The following is a 15,815-nucleotide window of genomic DNA, read 5'->3' as shown; positions in this document are numbered from 1 at the left end:
CTGTCAGCCCTTGGCGACTTCCTTCGCGAAGGTATCGCGCAGGCCGATGGTGCGTGAGAACACCGGCTTGCCCGGCCTCGAGTCCTTGTCGCGCACGAAATAGCCCTGGCGCTCGAACTGCATCGGCTCGGTCGAATTGCTCTCCGCAACCGATGCCTCGATCCGCGCGTCGGCCAAAATCTCCAGCGACTGCGGATTGAGATCGGCGGCGAAATTCGAGGCGTCCGGGCTCGGATTGGCGAACAGCTGGTTGTAGATGCGGATTTCCGCCGGCACCGAATTCGCCGCCGGCAGCCAGTGCATCGTCGCCTTGACCTTGCGGCCGTCGGGCGCATTGCCGCCCTTGGTCGCGGGATCGTAGGTGCAGCGCAGCTCCACCACGTCGCCGGCGTCGTTCTTGATCACGCCGGTGCACTTGACGAAATAGGCGTAGCGCAGCCGCACCTCGTTGCCGGGCGACAGACGGAAGAACTTCTTGGGCGGGTTCTCCATGAAGTCGTCCTGCTCGATATAGAGTTCACGGCCGAACGTGACCTTGCGCGTGCCCGCCGACGGATCGTCGGGATGGTTGATCGCCTCGAGCTCTTCGGTCTGCCCTTCCGGATAGTTCTCGATCACGATCTTCAGCGGTCGCAGCACGCCCATGCGCCGCTGCGACGTGCGGTTCAGCTCCTCGCGGATACAGAACTCGAGCATGCCGACATCGACCACGCTGTTGGCCTTGGCCACGCCAATGCGCTTGATGAATTCGCGCAAGGCCGCCGGCGGCACACCGCGGCGACGCATGCCCGCCATGGTGGGCATGCGTGGATCGTCCCAGCCCGCGACATGGCCGTCGCGCACGAGCTGGGTCAGCACGCGCTTGGACAGCAGCGTGTAGGTCAGGTTGAGCCGCGCCATTTCGTACTGGTGCGGCTTGGACGGCACCGGCAGTTTTTCGATGAACCAGTCGTAGAGCGGCCGGTGGTCCTCGAATTCCAGCGTACAGATCGAATGGGTGATGCCTTCAATGGCGTCCGACTGACCGTGGGCGTAGTCGTAGCTCGGATAGATACTCCACTTGGTGCCGGTACGCGGATGGTGCGCGTGCAGGATACGATACAGCACGGGATCGCGCAGGTTGATGTTGCCCGAGGACATGTCGATCTTGGCCCGCAGCACGCGCGCGCCGTTCGGGAATTCGCCGGCCTTCATGCGGCGGAACAGGTCGAGATTCTCGTCCGCGGAGCGGTCGCGGAACGGCGAATTCTTGCCCGGCTCGGTCAGCGTGCCACGGGAGAGGCGGATCTGCTCCTGGGACTGGTCGTCGACATAAGCGAGCCCGTCGCGGATCAGCTTCTCCGCCCATTCATAGAGGCGGTCGAAATAATCCGAGGCGAAGAACAGGTTCTTGCCCCAATCGAAGCCGAGCCAGTGCACGTCGGCTTGGATGGAATCAATATATTCCTGCTCTTCCTTGACCGGGTTGGTGTCGTCGAAACGCAGATGGCAGCGACCCGGAAATTCCTGGGCAATGCCGAAATTCAGTGCAACCGACTTGGCGTGGCCGATATGCAGGTAGCCGTTCGGCTCCGGCGGGAACCGGGTCACGATCTCCTTGTACTTGGCCTGATCGAGGTCGGCCTGGATGATGTCACGAATGAAATCGCGCCCAACCTCAGTCGCCACCGGTTCTGTGCTCATCCGAAAATCCTGTAGGGAAATCAGCGGTCCTTCTGCCAAATTCGCTTGGCTGAGCCAAGGCCTTAAGCGGTCCGCTGCCGGGCTTTAGTTATGCTCCGGTCCTGTTATATACCACCGCTTCCAATGCATAGGCCTTGCCAAGAATGACCGATTCCGTCGTCACCCGCTTTGCTCCCTCGCCGACCGGATTCCTCCATATCGGAGGCGCCCGCACGGCGCTGTTCAACTGGCTCTATGCGAAGAAGCACGGCGGCAAGATGCTGCTCCGAATCGAGGACACCGACCGGGAGCGCTCCACCGAGGCCGCGATCGGCGCGATTTTGGACGGGCTGAAATGGCTCGAACTCGGTTGGGATGGCGACGTCATCTACCAGTTCAGCCGCGCCGCCCGGCACCGCGAGGTCGCCGAGCAGTTGCTGGCCGACGGCAAGGCCTATCGCTGCTACGCCACCGCCGAGGAGCTCACCGCCATGCGCGAGAAGGCGCGCGCGGAGGGCCGCACCCGCCTCTATGACGGCCTGTGGCGCGACCGCGATCCGGCGACCGCGCCGTCCGGCGTCAAGCCGACCATCCGCCTGCGCGCACCGCAGACCGGCGAGACCGTGATCGAGGACCAGGTTCAGGGCCGCGTGGTCTGGCAGAACGAGAACCTCGACGACCTTGTCCTGCTGCGCGGCGACGGCAACCCGACCTACATGCTCGCGGTGGTCGTGGACGACCACGACATGGGCGTCACCCACGTCATTCGCGGCGATGACCATCTGATCAACGCCGCGCGCCAGAAGCAGATCTACGATGCGATGGGCTGGACGCTGCCTAGCATGTCCCATATTCCCCTCATCCACGGCCCGGACGGCTCAAAGCTGTCCAAGCGCCACGGCGCGCTCGGCGTCGATGCCTACCGCGCCATGGGGTACCTCCCGGCCGCGGTCCGCAACTACCTCGTCCGGCTCGGTTGGAGTTATGGCGATCAGGAGATCTTCTCGACCGACGAGATGATCGCCGCCTTCGACCTCGCCAATGTCGGCCGCGCCGCCGCCCGTTTCGACTTCGCCAAGCTGGAAAACCTCAACGGCCATTACATCCGCCACGCCGACGATCAATCGCTCGTGAAGATGTTCGAGGACGTGCTCGACCACGTGGTGCCCAGCCGCGACGAGATTAAAGCCAAGTTAAGCGACACCACGCGCGCCCAGCTTCTCAAGGCCATGCCGGCCCTGAAAGAGCGGGCCAAGACGCTGATCGAGCTGATCGACAGCGCCTATTTTATCTTCGCCGATCGGCCACTGCAGCTTGATCCCAAGGCGGCAGCCCTGCTGACGCCTGAGAACCGCAAGCTGATCGGCCAGCTGCATTCCGCGCTGGAGAATGTCGAGACCTGGAGCGGCGCCACCACGGAGGCCGCGCTGCGCGCATTTGCCGAGGAAAATAGTCTCAAGCTCGGCGCAGTCGCCCAGCCGCTGCGGGCGGCGCTGACCGGCCGCACCACGTCGCCCGGCATATTTGAGGTTTTGGACGTGCTGGGACGCCAGGAGAGCCTGGGCCGGCTGAAGGATCAGTCCAAGGACTTAGCCTAAGACGTAAGTAGGCCATGCCTGCCATGATCTTGCAGCGCACACAGCAATAATATACCCATCTCCCCGTACATTCTGGAACATCCGGCCTGCCCCATCTTCTCCCTTGAGGCACTCCGGCTCCGGCCCGTTTCACCACACATCGGGGACCTCTGATGGACGCAAAATCAAGCGACAAGACCGCCACGCTGACGGTCGGAAACAAGAACTACGATCTCCCGATCCACAGCGGCAGCGTCGGGCCTGACGTCATCGATATCGGCAAGCTCTACGGCCAGTCCGGCCTGTTCACCTACGATCCCGGCTTCACCTCGACCGCGAGCTGCCAGTCCAAGATCACCTATATCGACGGTGACGCAGGCGTTCTGGAATACCGCGGCTACCCGATCGAGCAGCTCGCCGAGAACGGCGACTTCCTCGAGACTTGCTATCTCTTGCTGTTCGGGGAGCTGCCGACCGCCGCGCAGAAAAAGGATTTCGACGACCGCGTGATCCATCACACGATGGTGCACGAGCAGATGGCCCGCTTCTTCCAGGGCTTCCGCCGCGACGCCCATCCGATGGCGGTGATGGTGGCCTCCGTCGGCGCGCTCGCCGCGTTCTATCACGACAGCACCGACATCAACGATCCGAAGCAGCGCATGATCGCTTCCATGCGCATGATCGCGAAGATCCCGACGCTCGCCGCGATGGCCTACAAGTACACGGTCGGCCAGCCCTTCGTGTATCCGAAGAACTCGCTGTCGTTCTCCGAGAACTTCCTCAACATGTGCTTCGCCGTGCCGTGCGAGGAATACAAGATCAACCCGGTGCTCGCTGACGCGCTGGACAAGATCTTCATCCTGCACGCCGACCACGAGCAGAACGCCTCGACCTCGACGGTGCGTATTGCCGGCTCCTCCGGCGCCAACCCGTTCGCCTGCATCGCCGCCGGCATCGCCTGCCTCTGGGGCCCGGCGCATGGCGGGGCCAACGAAGCGGCGCTTGCGATGCTTGCCGAGATCGGCTCCGTGGACAAGATCCCCGAGTTCATCGCCAAGGTGAAGGACAAGAACTCCGAAGTCCGCCTGATGGGCTTCGGTCACCGCGTCTACAAGAACTACGATCCGCGCGCCAAGATCATGCAGAAGATGTGTCACGCCGTTCTCAAGGAGACCGGCCATGGCGACGATCCGATGCTGAAGGTGGCGCTCGAGCTCGAGAAGATCGCGCTCAGTGACCAATACTTCATCGACCGCAAGCTCTATCCGAACGTCGACTTCTATTCGGGTATCACGCTGAAGGCGATGGGCTTCCCGGTCTCGATGTTCACCGTGCTGTTCGCAGTCGCCCGCACCGTCGGCTGGATCAGCCAGTGGAGCGAGATGATCGAGGACCCGCAGCAGAAGATCGGCCGTCCGCGCCAGCTCTACACCGGCGTCACCAAGCGCGACTACGTGGCGATCAAGGATCGCAAGTAAGCCTTAGCGACGATGGCTTTCGAAACGGCGCCCTCTCCGGATGGCGCCGTTTTTGTTTGTGCTACATTCGTAGGGTGGGCAAAGCGCAGCGTGCCCACCACCTCTCCAATACGGCGTCAGAAATGGTGGGCACGCTGCGCTTTGCCCACCTTGCGGCACCCCCATCTTTTGCTGCCGCGCACAACAACAAGTCGGCGCATCGTGCCTGCGAGAGCTTGACAGTTGGAAGGCTCCGCGCGCAAATTCTTACACTAAGTAAGAATGACGACAGGGATGGAAATGCCGGAGCAGCCGAGAAGTCGGCGGCAGACGCGCGCTGCCATTTTGACCCATTTGCTCCAGTCGGGCGGCTCGTTCCGGCCGCCGCTGGCGCGTGCCGTGCGCCTGTCCGAAGCAAGCCTGTCGCGCATCCTGTTTGACCTGAAGGCCGAAGGCCTGATCGAGGAAGTGCGGCGCCCTGCCCCTTACGTCGGCGGCCCGACCGGTCTGGTATCGCTCGACCGCAAGGTCGCGCTTGCGGCCCTCGAGCTGACCGGCGAATGGCTCAGCGTCGGCGTTGGCGGCCTGTCCGGCGAGCTGCATTACACCGAGCGTGTGCCGCTGCCGAAGAAGCCGACCGTGGAATCCGTCGGCCGGGTGTTTCGCGAGGCACTGGAATTGCTGCGCGACTGGACGCGCCGGCGCCGCATCGCCCTCGCTCAGGTCGGCGTTACCGTTCCGGGCCTCGGCCGCCTGAGCGTATCACGCAACCCGATCATTCCGTGCGACGTCGGACGTATTGGCGACATGTTCGGCGAACTGTTCGCGGGCGTGCCGGTCGCGTTCACCAATTCAGTGGTGGCACACGCAACCTTTCATCGTCGCCACACGGAGCATTATCCGTTCAGCGACCCGCATCTGTTCGTCTTTGTGGGCCAGGGCGTCGCGGGAGCCTGGGTGGATGATCCGATCGAGGACGAGGCGCTCCAGCCAGTCGAGCTCGGGCACATGGTGTTCGGAACCGACGGCCCTCGCTGCCGCTGCGGTCATCGCGGCTGCGTCGAAGCCTATACGTCGCAGCCCGCACTGGCTGAGATTCTGCGAATGACCGAAGCAGAATTGCTCCAGCTCGGCAGCGAATGGGTGACCACGATCCCCCTCACATCGCGGGTCCGCCAGGAATTGCGCCAGCGCCTCTTCAGGCTTGGCCTTGCCATCGGTAACACATTGAACGTCAAGCCCCGCCGCGGCGTTGTCGTCAGCGGCTGGCCATCGCTGCTCGCCGAGGAGGATCGAAAGGCCGTCATCGACGGAATCGACGCCTGCCTGCTGGGAGGCCGGAAACTGGCGCAGGTGTCGCTCGCCTTTGTCCCGCCCTCGGTGGGCAACGATCCGCAGGCCGCGCTCGCCTTTGCCGCGTTCTGCCTGGCCAGATGTGGCGGCATGCCGGCCGTATCAACGGAGGCCGCCTGAATTAGCCTGACGTCGCGCGGCTCTCGCGCAAAACAGTTCACACCCGGGAGGAACTTGCCATGCCGATCACAACAACAAGGCGCCGTCTGCTCGCTGGATCTGCTGCCGCGCTCGCATTGCCCGCCTTTGCCCGCGCGCAAGGTGCAGTCAAGCCGCGCCTGACCGCAATTTCGCAATGGTCCGCAGGCAGCGATGGAGCTGCGATCACAGCCCTCGGCAAGAAGTTCGAGGAGAAGGGCGGCATCTGGCAGCACTCGCCCGTCCCCGGCTTCACCACCGAGATGATGAACAAGCTGCGCGCCCAGATCATCGCCGGCGATCCGCCGGCGTGTTCGCAACTCAAAGGCCCCGAGATTGCGGCGTGGTCGAAGATTGCGCCGACCGTCGATCTCGACGCCGTGGTCGCTGCTGCCGGCTACGAAAAAGTCGTCGCTCCCGACCTTGCAAAATTGCACAAGCCGGGAGGCAAGTGGATTGCGCTACCGTTGCAGATCTACAGCACCAACATGCAGTTTCTCTCCAAGCGCGGGATGGACAAGGCCAAGGCCGACAAAATCCCTGTCACCTGGGCTGACTTCAACGCGCTTGCCGAGAAGATGAAGTCGGCCGGAATGACTTATCCCCTCGCCAACGGCGGCACCCGCCCCGACGACGGGCAAAAGTTCGAGGCCTCCCTCGCCGGCATTAGTCCGACGGCATACCGCGCCGCCATGATGAATCTCGACAAGAAGGCGCTGGAGGGCCCCGAGATCAAGGCAGCCTTCGCTCAAACGCGGAAAATCGCCGACTGGTGTGATCCCAATGTCGGTGCCCAACCCTATGCCACCAATCTGAAGCGCTTTGTCGACGGCGACATGGGCATGTTGATCATGGGCGGCTGGGCGCAGGGCGTGTTGAAGAATGCCGGCTTCAAGTTCGACGACTACACCATCACGCCCGGCCCCAGCGACAATAGCAAGCCGGTGTTCCTGTTGAACGCCGATGCCTTCATTTTCTGGCAGCGGAAAGAGGCCGACCTGCAGGCCGGCCAGACATTGATGGCGCAGCTCGTCATGGATCCCGCGATCCAGACCATGTATTCGCAAATCACAGGATCGATCCCCGTGCGCACCGACGTCGATCTGTCCGGTGAAGGCTGGTCGGACGGTCAACGGCGAACCGCTGCAGCCCTGAAAGATGCCGTCGCCAGCAATCAGGCCGTCCTCAGTCTCGCGCACAACATGGCGCAGGAAAACGGCCTGACCGCCGCGATGATCGACGTCATCACCGAGTATGTGAAGAACAAGACGATCAAGCCGGAGGAGGCCGTCACGCGCCTCGCCGAGGCCGTCGAGGGCGCGCGTTGACCGACGCCGTCGCGACAGCAACACGACCGGGCCGGCCGGCGACCTCCGACTTGGTACGCCGGCTGCCCGAATATCTGATGATCTGGGTGCCGCTGCTGCTCTCCGCAGCGCACCTCATTTCGTTTTCGCTGTGGACGATCTGGATTTCGTTCACGCCGTCTACGCTTATTCCGGTCTCGGGCTGGGTGGGTTTGCGCAACTACTCATCAGTCCTGGCGTCGCGGAACTGGCAGATTGCCTTTGACAATCTCCTGCTCTTCGGCATCGCTTTTGTGCTGCTCAGTTTGATGGCCGGCCTCCTGCTTGCGATCCTGCTGGATCAGCGCATTCGCGGCGAGAACGTACTGCGGACCATCTTCCTCTATCCCCTGGCGGTGTCGTTCGTCGTCACCGGCACGGTCTGGAGCTGGCTGCTCAATCCCGGTATCGGGATCGAGAAGCTCGTCCATGATCTCGGCTGGACCGCCTTCCACTTCGACTGGCTGGTCAACCGCGACATGGCGATCTGGACGATTGTCATTGCTGCGATTTGGCAATCCTCGGGCTTCGCCATGGCCCTCTTCCTGGCCGGGCTGCGCTCCGTCGACGCGGACATTATCAAGGCCGCGCAGATCGACGGCGCCGGGCCGATCCGAACCTATTGGCGCGTCATCTTGCCGACGCTGTGGCCGATCACCATCACCGTCGTCGTCATCCAGCTGCAATTTGCGATTTCGGCCTTCGACCTCGTCCGTGCACTCACCAACGGTGGCCCCGGTATAGCGACCCAGCTGCCGGCTCTTGTCGTGTACGACCTCATGTTCCAGCGCAGCCAGCTCGGCCGCGGTGCGGCGGCGGCGGTGCTGATGTTGCTCATCCTTCTCGCCGTGTTGCTGCCCTATGCAGCGTGGCGCTACGTCCAGCGACGGCAGGCCACCCATGCGTGACCGAAGCTTCGCGCCGAGCCGAATTCTGATCTATCTCGTCGTGATATTGTTCGCGGCAGCCTATCTCGCGCCGCTAGTTGTCGTCGTGCTGAACTCGCTCCGGACCAACGAGGAGATCGCGCAGGGGTCGATGATCGGCTGGCCGCAACATCTGGCCTGGAGCAACTACGCCCTCGCCTGGAGCGGCTTCTGCGTCGCCGAGACCTGTTCCGGCATCCGGCCCTACATGCTGAACTCCGCACTCATCACGATCCCCGCGACGATCTTCTCGACCTTGCTCGGTGCTGTCGCCGGCTACGCCGTCTCGCTCTGGCGTTTTCGCGGCGACAACTGGATCTACGGGATCGTCACCCTTGGCCTCTTCCTGCCCCAGCAGATGCGCCTGCTGCCCTGGACCTTCGTGTTGAGGGACATCGGGCTCATCAACACCCTGTCGGGTCTCGTGCTGATTCACACGATTCAGGGGCTTTCCTTCACCGTGCTGTTCTGCCGCAACTACTATATCGCCATTCCACATGAATTGATCAGGGCTGCGCGCATCGATGGCGCCGGATTCTTTCGCATCTTCTGGCGCATCATCCTGCCGCTCTCGTCTCCCATCCTGATCGTCACCGTGATCTGGCAGTTCACGCACATCTGGAACGAGTTCCTCTATGGCGTGACATTCACGACGGGCCAGCAGCAGCCCGTGACGGCCGCGCTCATCGCTCTGTCTGCCGCGGTCGCCGATATCCCGCAGCATGGCGTGCAGAGCGCTGCGGTGATCATCGCGGCGCTACCCACTTTGCTGATCTATCTCTTCGGCGGCAGGTATTTCGTACGCGGCCTCACTGCCGGGGCCGTGAAATGATGGATATGTCATGGCAGCACTAAGCATTCGCGCCCTGTCGAAGCGCTACGCCAATCTGGAGGTGCTGAAGGGCATCGACCTCGACATCGAGAGCGGCGAATTCACCGTGCTGGTCGGACCGTCCGGCTGCGGTAAGTCCACACTGCTCAACATCGTCGCGGGGCTCGATCGCGCGAGCGACGGCACGATCGAGATCGGCGGGCGCGTCGTCAACGACGTCCCGCCGAAGGACCGCGACATCGCCATGGTGTTCCAGTCCTATGCGCTCTACCCGTCGATGACGGTGCGCCAGAACATCACTTTCGGCATGGAATGCCGACACGTCGCCAAGGCGGAGCAGGAAAAGGCGCTGGCGAACGTGGCCAAGCTGCTCCAGATCGAGCCTCTGCTCGGCCGCAAGCCGTCGCAACTGTCCGGCGGCCAGCGCCAGCGCGTGGCGATGGGACGCGCGTTGGTGCGCGATCCCCTGCTCTTCCTGTTCGACGAGCCGCTCTCCAATCTCGACGCCAAACTGCGCGTCGAGATGCGGATGGAGATCAAGCGGCTGCACCAGCGCATCGGTGCCACCATCATCTACGTCACCCACGACCAGATCGAGGCGATGACGATGGCAACCCGGATTGCCGTGATGCACCGAGGCGTGGTGCAGCAGTTCGCCGACCCGGACACGGTCTATCGCTATCCGGCCAATCTGTTCGTCGCGCGCTTCATGGGCTCGCCACCGATGAACACAATGCCGGCACGGCTCGAGGCCGACGCCGGCGGACCTGTGGTGGTGATCGGCGCAGGCCGGCCGGACGAGGTCCGTCTCCGCCTGCAGGGGTATGAGGCGGCCCTGTCCTATGTCGGCCGCGAGGTGGTGCTCGGAATCAGGCCGGAGTGCATCGCCGAGGGAGACCGCGCGTTCTCCGGTGCGACGGGCGCCCCGGTCATCGTCACGGCGCCAGTCGAGCTGGTCGAGCCCACTGGCGCGGAGACCATCGTTCTGCTGCGGCTTGGCGGCGAGTCCGCGCAGGCGCGTATCTCGCCGGACATCCGCCCAACGCCGGGCGAGAGCGCCTCCTTCGCCCTCGACACCCGCCGCATTTGCCTGTTCGACGCTGAGACGGAGCGACTGATCGCATGACCAAGACGAGCTATGCCGACCTCGCGGATCGCGTGGTGCTGATCACCGGGGGCGCCAGCGGCATCGGCGCCGCGTTCGTGCGCGCTTTCGCCGCCCAGGGGTCCCGCGTCGCCTTCCTCGATATCGATGCGCAGGCGGGCGAAGCGCTGGCGCACGAGGTGGCGAAGACATCCGGCACCGCGCCGCTCTTCGTGCCCTGCGACCTCCTCGACATCGACGCCCTGCGCGCGGCGCTGGCGAAGGTGCAGGGATCGCTGGGCGATGCCGCAGTCCTCGTCAACAACGCCGCCAATGACCAGCGCCAGGTGCTGGCAGACGTGACGCCGGCCGAATTCGACTGGACGATCGGCGTCAATCTCAAGCACGTCTTCTTTGCCGCACAAGCCGTGGTGCCGCAGATGCAGGCGCGTGGCGGCGGCTCGATCATCAACATGTCGTCGGTGGCCTGGATGCGCGGCGCACCGGCGCTGCCGGTCTATGCCGCGGCGAAGGCTGCGATCGTCGGCTTCACCAATTCGCTCGGCCGCCGGTTCGGCGCGGAGCGCATCCGCGTCAACGCGATTGCGCCGGGAATGGTGATCACCGAGCGGCAACGTCGGCTGTGGTTTCCGAACGAGCAGGCCATCACCGAGCTGCGTACGCGCCAGGCCATTCCCGATGCAGTGACGCCCGACGATATCGCCGACATGGCGCTATACCTCGCCTCCGACGCGAGCCGGCGCATCACATGCCAGTGTTTCCGGGTGGATGGCGGCTTGGCCTAGTCTAGAACGGTGCCGTAGGGTGGGCAAACAAAGCGAATACGTGGGCACGCTTCGCTTTGTTTGCCCACCCACAAAACCTTCAGCGCCGCACCTTCCGCATCGTCGCGAGCACGATGTCGGCGGCGAGCACGCTCGGTGATTTATTGCCTGTCGACATGATGGTGTCGAGTTGGGCAAAGGCTTCGACCTGTTGCTTGCGCATCGGCGAGTCCGTCAGCACCTCGGACAGGGCGGCCGCGAGCTTCTCCGGCGTGCAGTCCTCCTGCAAATACTCGGGGATCACGTCCTTGCCGATCACGAGATTGGCGAGGATCACCGAAGAGACCTGGATCGCGCGGCGCAGGATGAAGGCCTCCATTGCGCCGACGCGATAAGCGGTCACCATCGGAATGCCCGATAGCGCGAGCTCCAGCGTCACCGTGCCGGATTTCGCCAGCGCCGCGCGCGCGATCCGGAATGCGGCGCGCCTCTCGGTTTCACCGACCACGATCTGCGGCTTGACCGGCCAGGTCGCCACGCCCGCGCGGACTGTGGCTTCGAGATGCGGCATCGTCGGCAGCATCAATTCGAACGCGCGGCCCTCGGCCTGCAATCGCCCCAGCGCAGCACCGAACAGGCCGAGATGATGTCGGATCTCGCTGCGGCGGCTGCCCGGCAGCACCAGCAGCACCGGCGGCTCGCTGTCGCGGCGCTTTTGCTCGTCAGGGTTCGGTCGCAGCGACGGCAATTGCTCGATCAGGGGATGGCCGACATAGCTGCAGGGCGGCCCTTTCAGCTTGCGGTACTCCTCCGGCTCGAACGGCAGCAAACCCAGCACGTGATCGACATAACCGAGCATCGCGCGCGCGCGGCCCGGCCGCCAGGCCCAGACCGAGGGCGAGACGTAGTCGACGACGGGAATCGTCGGTGTCTTCGCGCGCACGCGGCGGGCAACGCGATGGGTGAAATCGGGACTGTCGATGATGACCAGCGCGTCGGGCGCGGACTCGGTCACGGCATCCGCGGTCTCGCGGATCAGTCGCAGGATCTTCGGCAGTTGCTGCAACACCGCGGCAAAGCCGACGATCGACAGCTCCTCGATCGGAAACAGCGTATCGAGCCCTTCGCGCGCCATGGTGAGACCGCCGACGCCTTCAAACTGTACGCCGTCGCCGAGGCGCTGGCGCAGCACCTTCATCAGCGCCGAGCCAAGCCGGTCGCCGGATTCCTCCGTCGCGATCAGGAAAATCTTGCGCTTGGGATCGCGTGTCTGCATCACGCGGACAGGCCAATGATGAAAAGGTACTTTGCGTCGGCAAGCCCGATCATCGCCTGCGGCTCGGCGGCGATGGTGTTGCCGGCGATGACGGCCACACCGGCAAGGCCGGCCTTGGCGACGCCCTCGATCGTGCGCGCGCCGATGGTCGGCAGGTCGAAGCGCAGATCCTGGCCGCTCTTCGGCGCCTTCACCAGCACGCCACGTCCCGTGGCCGCGCGGATGCGGCCCTCCTCGCGCAGCCGCGCCACGCGCGCCAGCAGCGCGTCGGTGCCCTCGATGTCCTCGACAGCCACCACATGCCCATCAATCACCACGGCGGCCTGACCGATATCGAACGGCCCGAGCGCGGTGAGCACCGCGCGCCCGCGCTCGATGTCACCCTTGGCATTGTCGGCCGGCCACGCGCGGGTGATGCAGCCCTCGGGCATCAGCAAGTCAGGCGCGACGTCCTTGATGCCGACCATGCGAAAGCCGCCTCGCTCGATGATGCGTCCAACGCCGGACAAGAGATGATCGTCGCCACCGCGGAAAGCGCGGATGACGTTGCCGAGCAGCCGCAACGTCGTGAAGTCGAAGCGGATCTCCGTGAGCGAGGGCCGCACCAGCGTGCCGATGAAGATCAGATCGCGGCAGCCTTCCTCGCGGAACAGCCGCATGGCGCGGCCGAGCTGACCGACCGAGATCCAGCGGTGGCGGAATTTCTCCACCTGCACCGGATCGCAGGCGCCTCGCAGCGGAAACAGCACTGGCGTGATACCGCGCGCGGCGAGCGACTCCGCAACCGCGAACGGCATCGCGCCGCCGCCCGCGACCACGCCGACCGGTGAGGAAATCTCCGAAGCCGCCGATGTCATGTCCGCGGCCATCCCAACGTCACTTCCCGATGCTGGGAAGACAGAGCGGACGCTTGCCCTTGCCGATGAAGCCGAGAATTTCGGCGATCGCAGGATCTTCGCTCGCAAGCGGCCGCACCGCCTCCAGCCGCTCGGCGAACGTGCCGGGACCATGGAAGAGTTTTTGGTAGAACGCACGCACGTTGGCAAGCCGCTGCCTGGTAAACTTGCGCCGCTTCATGCCAATGAGATTGAGGCTCTCCAGCACCGCATATTGGCCGTTGGCGAGCCCGTACGGAATGATGTCGTCGCGCACGCCCGAGAGGCCGCCGACCATCACATACGAGCCGATGCGCGTGAACTGGTGCACCGCTGACAGCCCGCCGATATAGACGGCGTCGCCGATCTCGCAATGGCCGCCAAGCGTCGCCGAGGTCGCGAAGATCGCGTTGTTGCCGACCATGCAGTCATGGCCGACATGGCTGTTGTTCATGAAATAGCCGTCGTTGCCGACGCGCGTCTTCCCGCCACCCTTGACGGTGCCGACATTCATCGTCGCGCCTTCGCGGATGATGCAGCCGGAACCGATATCGAGCGTGGTCGGCTCGCCCTTGTAGCTGAGATCCTGCGGCGCGCCGCCGAGCACCGCGAACGGCGAGATCACGCAATTGTCTCCGACCGAGGTATGGCCAATGACGGTGACCTGTCCGATCAGCTTGCAATTGGCCCCGATCCGGGCGTTGCGACCAATGATGCAAAATGGCCCGATCTCGGTGCCTTCGCCGATCACGGCGCCGTCTTCCACCCGTGCGGTGGGATCGATCTTACTCATCAAGAAGGTCTGACTATGTGTTGAACTTGCTCGGCTTTCCGGTGGTTAGCGCGACTGCGCCCGCTCTGTCCAGTGACGTATGATCTCGGCGTGTTTCGGTTTGGAAGCGAATGGCGAATAGGGAATGAAGGAAACGCAGTCCTGTTCGCCACCCACCATTCGCCATTCGCCGCTACAGATCAGTCCGTCAGCATGGCCCCGACATCGGCCTCGGCGACAATTTTGCCGTTGACCTTGGCGTCACCGTGAAACCACCACATGCTCTTGCGGCGGCCGACCGAGCGCATGTGATACTCGATGGTGTCGCCGGGAAGCACGGGCTTGCGGAACTTGCACTTGTCGATGGTGAGGAAATAAACCGCCCGCGGCTTCTCGGTGCCCTCGACCGATTTGATACCGATCACGCCGGCGGTCTGCGCCATCGCCTCGATCATCATGACACCCGGATAGACCGGACGCTCGGGGAAATGGCCCTGGAAGGCCGGCTCGTTGAAGGTCACGTTCTTGATGCCGATGCCGCTGTAATCGGCCCGGATGTTGATCACCCGGTCGATCAGGAGCATTGGAAAGCGGTGTGGCAGAGTCTGGAGGATCGCATTGATATCCACCAGCTCGAATTTAACAGGTGATTCCGCCGTCATTCCCGTCCCTCGTCCTTCGGATCGGCCTTGTTGTCGCGTACCAGGCGCTCCACCGCGATAATTTCCTTGAACCACTGTTTGGTTGGCTTGGCAAAAAAGCCGCCCCAGCGTCCGTTCGGCGGGATGTCATCCTTGACGCCGCTCATCGCGGTAACCTGAGCTCCGTCACCGATCTTGAGGTGATTGTTGATGCCGACCTTGGCCCCCAGCGCCACGTTGTCGCCGATCGTCAGGCTGCCCGCGAGCCCGATCTGGGCTGCTAGCAGGCAATTCCGGCCGATCGTCACATTGTGGCCGATCTGGACCTGATTGTCGATTTTGGTGCCCTCCCCGATCACGGTGTCGCGCAAGGAGCCGCGATCGATGGTGGTGCCGGCGCCGACTTCCACATTGTTCTGGATCAGCACACGGCCGGTCTGGGGCACCTTCAGATGGCCTTCGGGGCCGAAGAAAATGAAGCCGTAGCCGTCCTGGCCGATCGAGCAACCGGGGTGGATCAGCACGTTGTTGCCGATCAGTGCGCACTGGATAGCGGTGCGGGCGCCGACATTGCAATCCCGGCCGATCTTGACGCCCGGCCCAAGGACCACACCAGCGCCGATCACGGTGCCGCTGCCGATCTCGACATCCGGACCGATGACTGTCAGCGGCTCGACGATGACGTCGTCCTCCAGCCGCGCCGACGGGTCGATGATGGCCGACGGCGCAATACCGTCATTGCCGAACCACGACTGTGGACGCAACGCATCGCCGTGCCATTCCCGGGCGATCCCGACAAACGCGCGGAACGGCTGCGCGACCCGCAGTACGGCCACATGCGCGGGCAACTGGGCCTCGAAGCGCGGACTCACCAGACAGGCGCCCGCCTTCGTCGCCTTGAGCTCATCAGCGTATTTGAGGTTGTCGAAGAATGTCAGATGCATCGGGCCGGCTTCGTCGAGCGAAGCGAGGCCAGTGATGACATGGCCGCCCCGGGAAGGGTCGACCAGTTGCGCCTTGGTCAGCGCGGCGATGTCAGCCAGCGTTGAAGCCGGCGGCTTTTTGAAGAAGGTCGGCTGCGCCATTCCACC

General features: G+C 63.8%; 14 protein-coding genes. 8 read left to right on the top strand and 6 right to left on the bottom strand.

The genetic code is table 11. From position 1 onward, the window contains the following. Positions 1-3: 3 nt before the first annotated feature. The gene (locus ABIA96_RS15800; RefSeq protein ID WP_354137965.1) at positions 4-1,683 is read right to left on the bottom strand and encodes a glutamine--tRNA ligase/YqeY domain fusion protein; all 1,680 of its coding nucleotides are present in this window, start codon (positions 1,681-1,683) and stop codon (positions 4-6) included. A 143-nt stretch (positions 1,684-1,826) separates the two neighbouring features. Here ABIA96_RS15800 and gltX point away from each other — a divergent pair, with 143 nt between their 5' ends. The 8 genes from gltX to ABIA96_RS15760 all read left to right on the top strand — a co-directional run bounded on the left by gltX (position 1,827) and on the right by ABIA96_RS15760 (position 11,181). Next, positions 1,827-3,260: a glutamate--tRNA ligase gene (gltX, locus tag ABIA96_RS15795; protein ID WP_354137964.1), complete on the top strand. Its 1,434-nt coding sequence runs from the start codon at positions 1,827-1,829 to the stop codon at positions 3,258-3,260. 152 nt (positions 3,261-3,412) lie between these two features. After that, a complete protein-coding gene (gene gltA, locus ABIA96_RS15790; protein ID WP_354137963.1) occupies positions 3,413-4,717 on the top strand; it encodes a citrate synthase in 1,305 nt (434 codons plus the stop codon). 273 nt (positions 4,718-4,990) lie between these two features. Continuing rightward, positions 4,991-6,169, top strand: a complete 1,179-nt coding sequence (locus ABIA96_RS15785; protein ID WP_354138188.1) for an ROK family transcriptional regulator — start codon at positions 4,991-4,993, stop codon at positions 6,167-6,169. 59 nt (positions 6,170-6,228) lie between these two features. Further along, a complete protein-coding gene (locus ABIA96_RS15780) occupies positions 6,229-7,515 on the top strand; it encodes an ABC transporter substrate-binding protein (RefSeq protein WP_354137962.1) in 1,287 nt (428 codons plus the stop codon). Continuing rightward, on the top strand, positions 7,512-8,441 hold the full coding sequence (locus ABIA96_RS15775; protein WP_354137961.1) for a carbohydrate ABC transporter permease: 930 nt from the start codon (positions 7,512-7,514) through the stop codon (positions 8,439-8,441). Before ABIA96_RS15780 ends, ABIA96_RS15775 begins: the two co-directional genes overlap by 4 nt. Then, positions 8,434-9,291 (top strand): carbohydrate ABC transporter permease, encoded by an 858-nt coding sequence (locus ABIA96_RS15770; RefSeq protein WP_354137960.1) that lies wholly within the window; start codon positions 8,434-8,436, stop codon positions 9,289-9,291. Before ABIA96_RS15775 ends, ABIA96_RS15770 begins: the two co-directional genes overlap by 8 nt. A 10-nt stretch (positions 9,292-9,301) precedes the next feature. Next, positions 9,302-10,417, top strand: a complete 1,116-nt coding sequence (locus ABIA96_RS15765; RefSeq protein ID WP_354137959.1) for an ABC transporter ATP-binding protein — start codon at positions 9,302-9,304, stop codon at positions 10,415-10,417. Then, positions 10,414-11,181 (top strand): SDR family NAD(P)-dependent oxidoreductase, encoded by a 768-nt coding sequence (locus tag ABIA96_RS15760; protein ID WP_354137958.1) that lies wholly within the window; start codon positions 10,414-10,416, stop codon positions 11,179-11,181. Before ABIA96_RS15765 ends, ABIA96_RS15760 begins: the two co-directional genes overlap by 4 nt. Positions 11,182-11,260: 79 nt before the next feature. On the opposite strand, the gene lpxB is transcribed toward ABIA96_RS15760, so the two are convergent. From lpxB to lpxD, 5 genes are all read right to left on the bottom strand, one after another. Continuing rightward, positions 11,261-12,439: a lipid-A-disaccharide synthase gene (gene lpxB, locus ABIA96_RS15755; RefSeq protein WP_354137957.1), complete on the bottom strand. Its 1,179-nt coding sequence runs from the start codon at positions 12,437-12,439 to the stop codon at positions 11,261-11,263. Next, positions 12,436-13,293 carry an LpxI family protein gene (locus ABIA96_RS15750; RefSeq protein WP_354137956.1) on the bottom strand — a complete coding sequence of 286 codons (858 nt, stop codon included), beginning with the start codon at positions 13,291-13,293 and terminating at the stop codon, positions 12,436-12,438. Before ABIA96_RS15750 ends, lpxB begins: the two co-directional genes overlap by 4 nt. Positions 13,294-13,312: 19 nt before the next feature. Continuing rightward, entirely contained in the window at positions 13,313-14,104 is a 792-nt protein-coding gene (gene lpxA, locus ABIA96_RS15745; protein WP_354137955.1) for an acyl-ACP--UDP-N-acetylglucosamine O-acyltransferase, read from the bottom strand. A 179-nt stretch (positions 14,105-14,283) separates the two neighbouring features. Next, positions 14,284-14,745, bottom strand: coding sequence for a 3-hydroxyacyl-ACP dehydratase FabZ (gene fabZ / locus ABIA96_RS15740; protein WP_354137954.1), 462 nt, complete (start codon positions 14,743-14,745; stop codon positions 14,284-14,286). After that, complete coding sequence (gene lpxD / locus ABIA96_RS15735) at positions 14,742-15,809, bottom strand: UDP-3-O-(3-hydroxymyristoyl)glucosamine N-acyltransferase (protein WP_354137953.1); 1,068 nt, start codon at positions 15,807-15,809, stop codon at positions 14,742-14,744. The genes fabZ and lpxD overlap by 4 nt, the downstream gene beginning before the upstream one ends. Positions 15,810-15,815: the final 6 nt, after the last annotated feature.

The organism is Bradyrhizobium sp. LB11.1 (assembly GCF_040549385.1).
Classification (GTDB): domain Bacteria; phylum Pseudomonadota; class Alphaproteobacteria; order Rhizobiales; family Xanthobacteraceae; genus Bradyrhizobium.
This window is presented reverse-complemented; position numbering and strand designations above follow the sequence as displayed.

Coding starts and splice junctions, on each gene's coding strand:
- lpxA (WP_354137955.1), bottom strand. CDS start 14,104: ATGAGTAAGATCGATCCCACCGCACGGGTGGAAGACGGCGCCGTGATC.
- ABIA96_RS15800 (WP_354137965.1), bottom strand. CDS start 1,683: ATGAGCACAGAACCGGTGGCGACTGAGGTTGGGCGCGATTTCATTCGT.
- fabZ (WP_354137954.1), bottom strand. CDS start 14,745: ATGACGGCGGAATCACCTGTTAAATTCGAGCTGGTGGATATCAATGCG.
- ABIA96_RS15770 (WP_354137960.1), top strand. CDS start 8,434: ATGCGTGACCGAAGCTTCGCGCCGAGCCGAATTCTGATCTATCTCGTC.
- gltX (WP_354137964.1), top strand. CDS start 1,827: ATGACCGATTCCGTCGTCACCCGCTTTGCTCCCTCGCCGACCGGATTC.
- ABIA96_RS15785 (WP_354138188.1), top strand. CDS start 4,991: ATGGAAATGCCGGAGCAGCCGAGAAGTCGGCGGCAGACGCGCGCTGCC.
- ABIA96_RS15750 (WP_354137956.1), bottom strand. CDS start 13,293: ATGACATCGGCGGCTTCGGAGATTTCCTCACCGGTCGGCGTGGTCGCG.
- ABIA96_RS15765 (WP_354137959.1), top strand. CDS start 9,302: ATGGCAGCACTAAGCATTCGCGCCCTGTCGAAGCGCTACGCCAATCTG.
- ABIA96_RS15760 (WP_354137958.1), top strand. CDS start 10,414: ATGACCAAGACGAGCTATGCCGACCTCGCGGATCGCGTGGTGCTGATC.
- lpxD (WP_354137953.1), bottom strand. CDS start 15,809: ATGGCGCAGCCGACCTTCTTCAAAAAGCCGCCGGCTTCAACGCTGGCT.
- gltA (WP_354137963.1), top strand. CDS start 3,413: ATGGACGCAAAATCAAGCGACAAGACCGCCACGCTGACGGTCGGAAAC.
- ABIA96_RS15780 (WP_354137962.1), top strand. CDS start 6,229: ATGCCGATCACAACAACAAGGCGCCGTCTGCTCGCTGGATCTGCTGCC.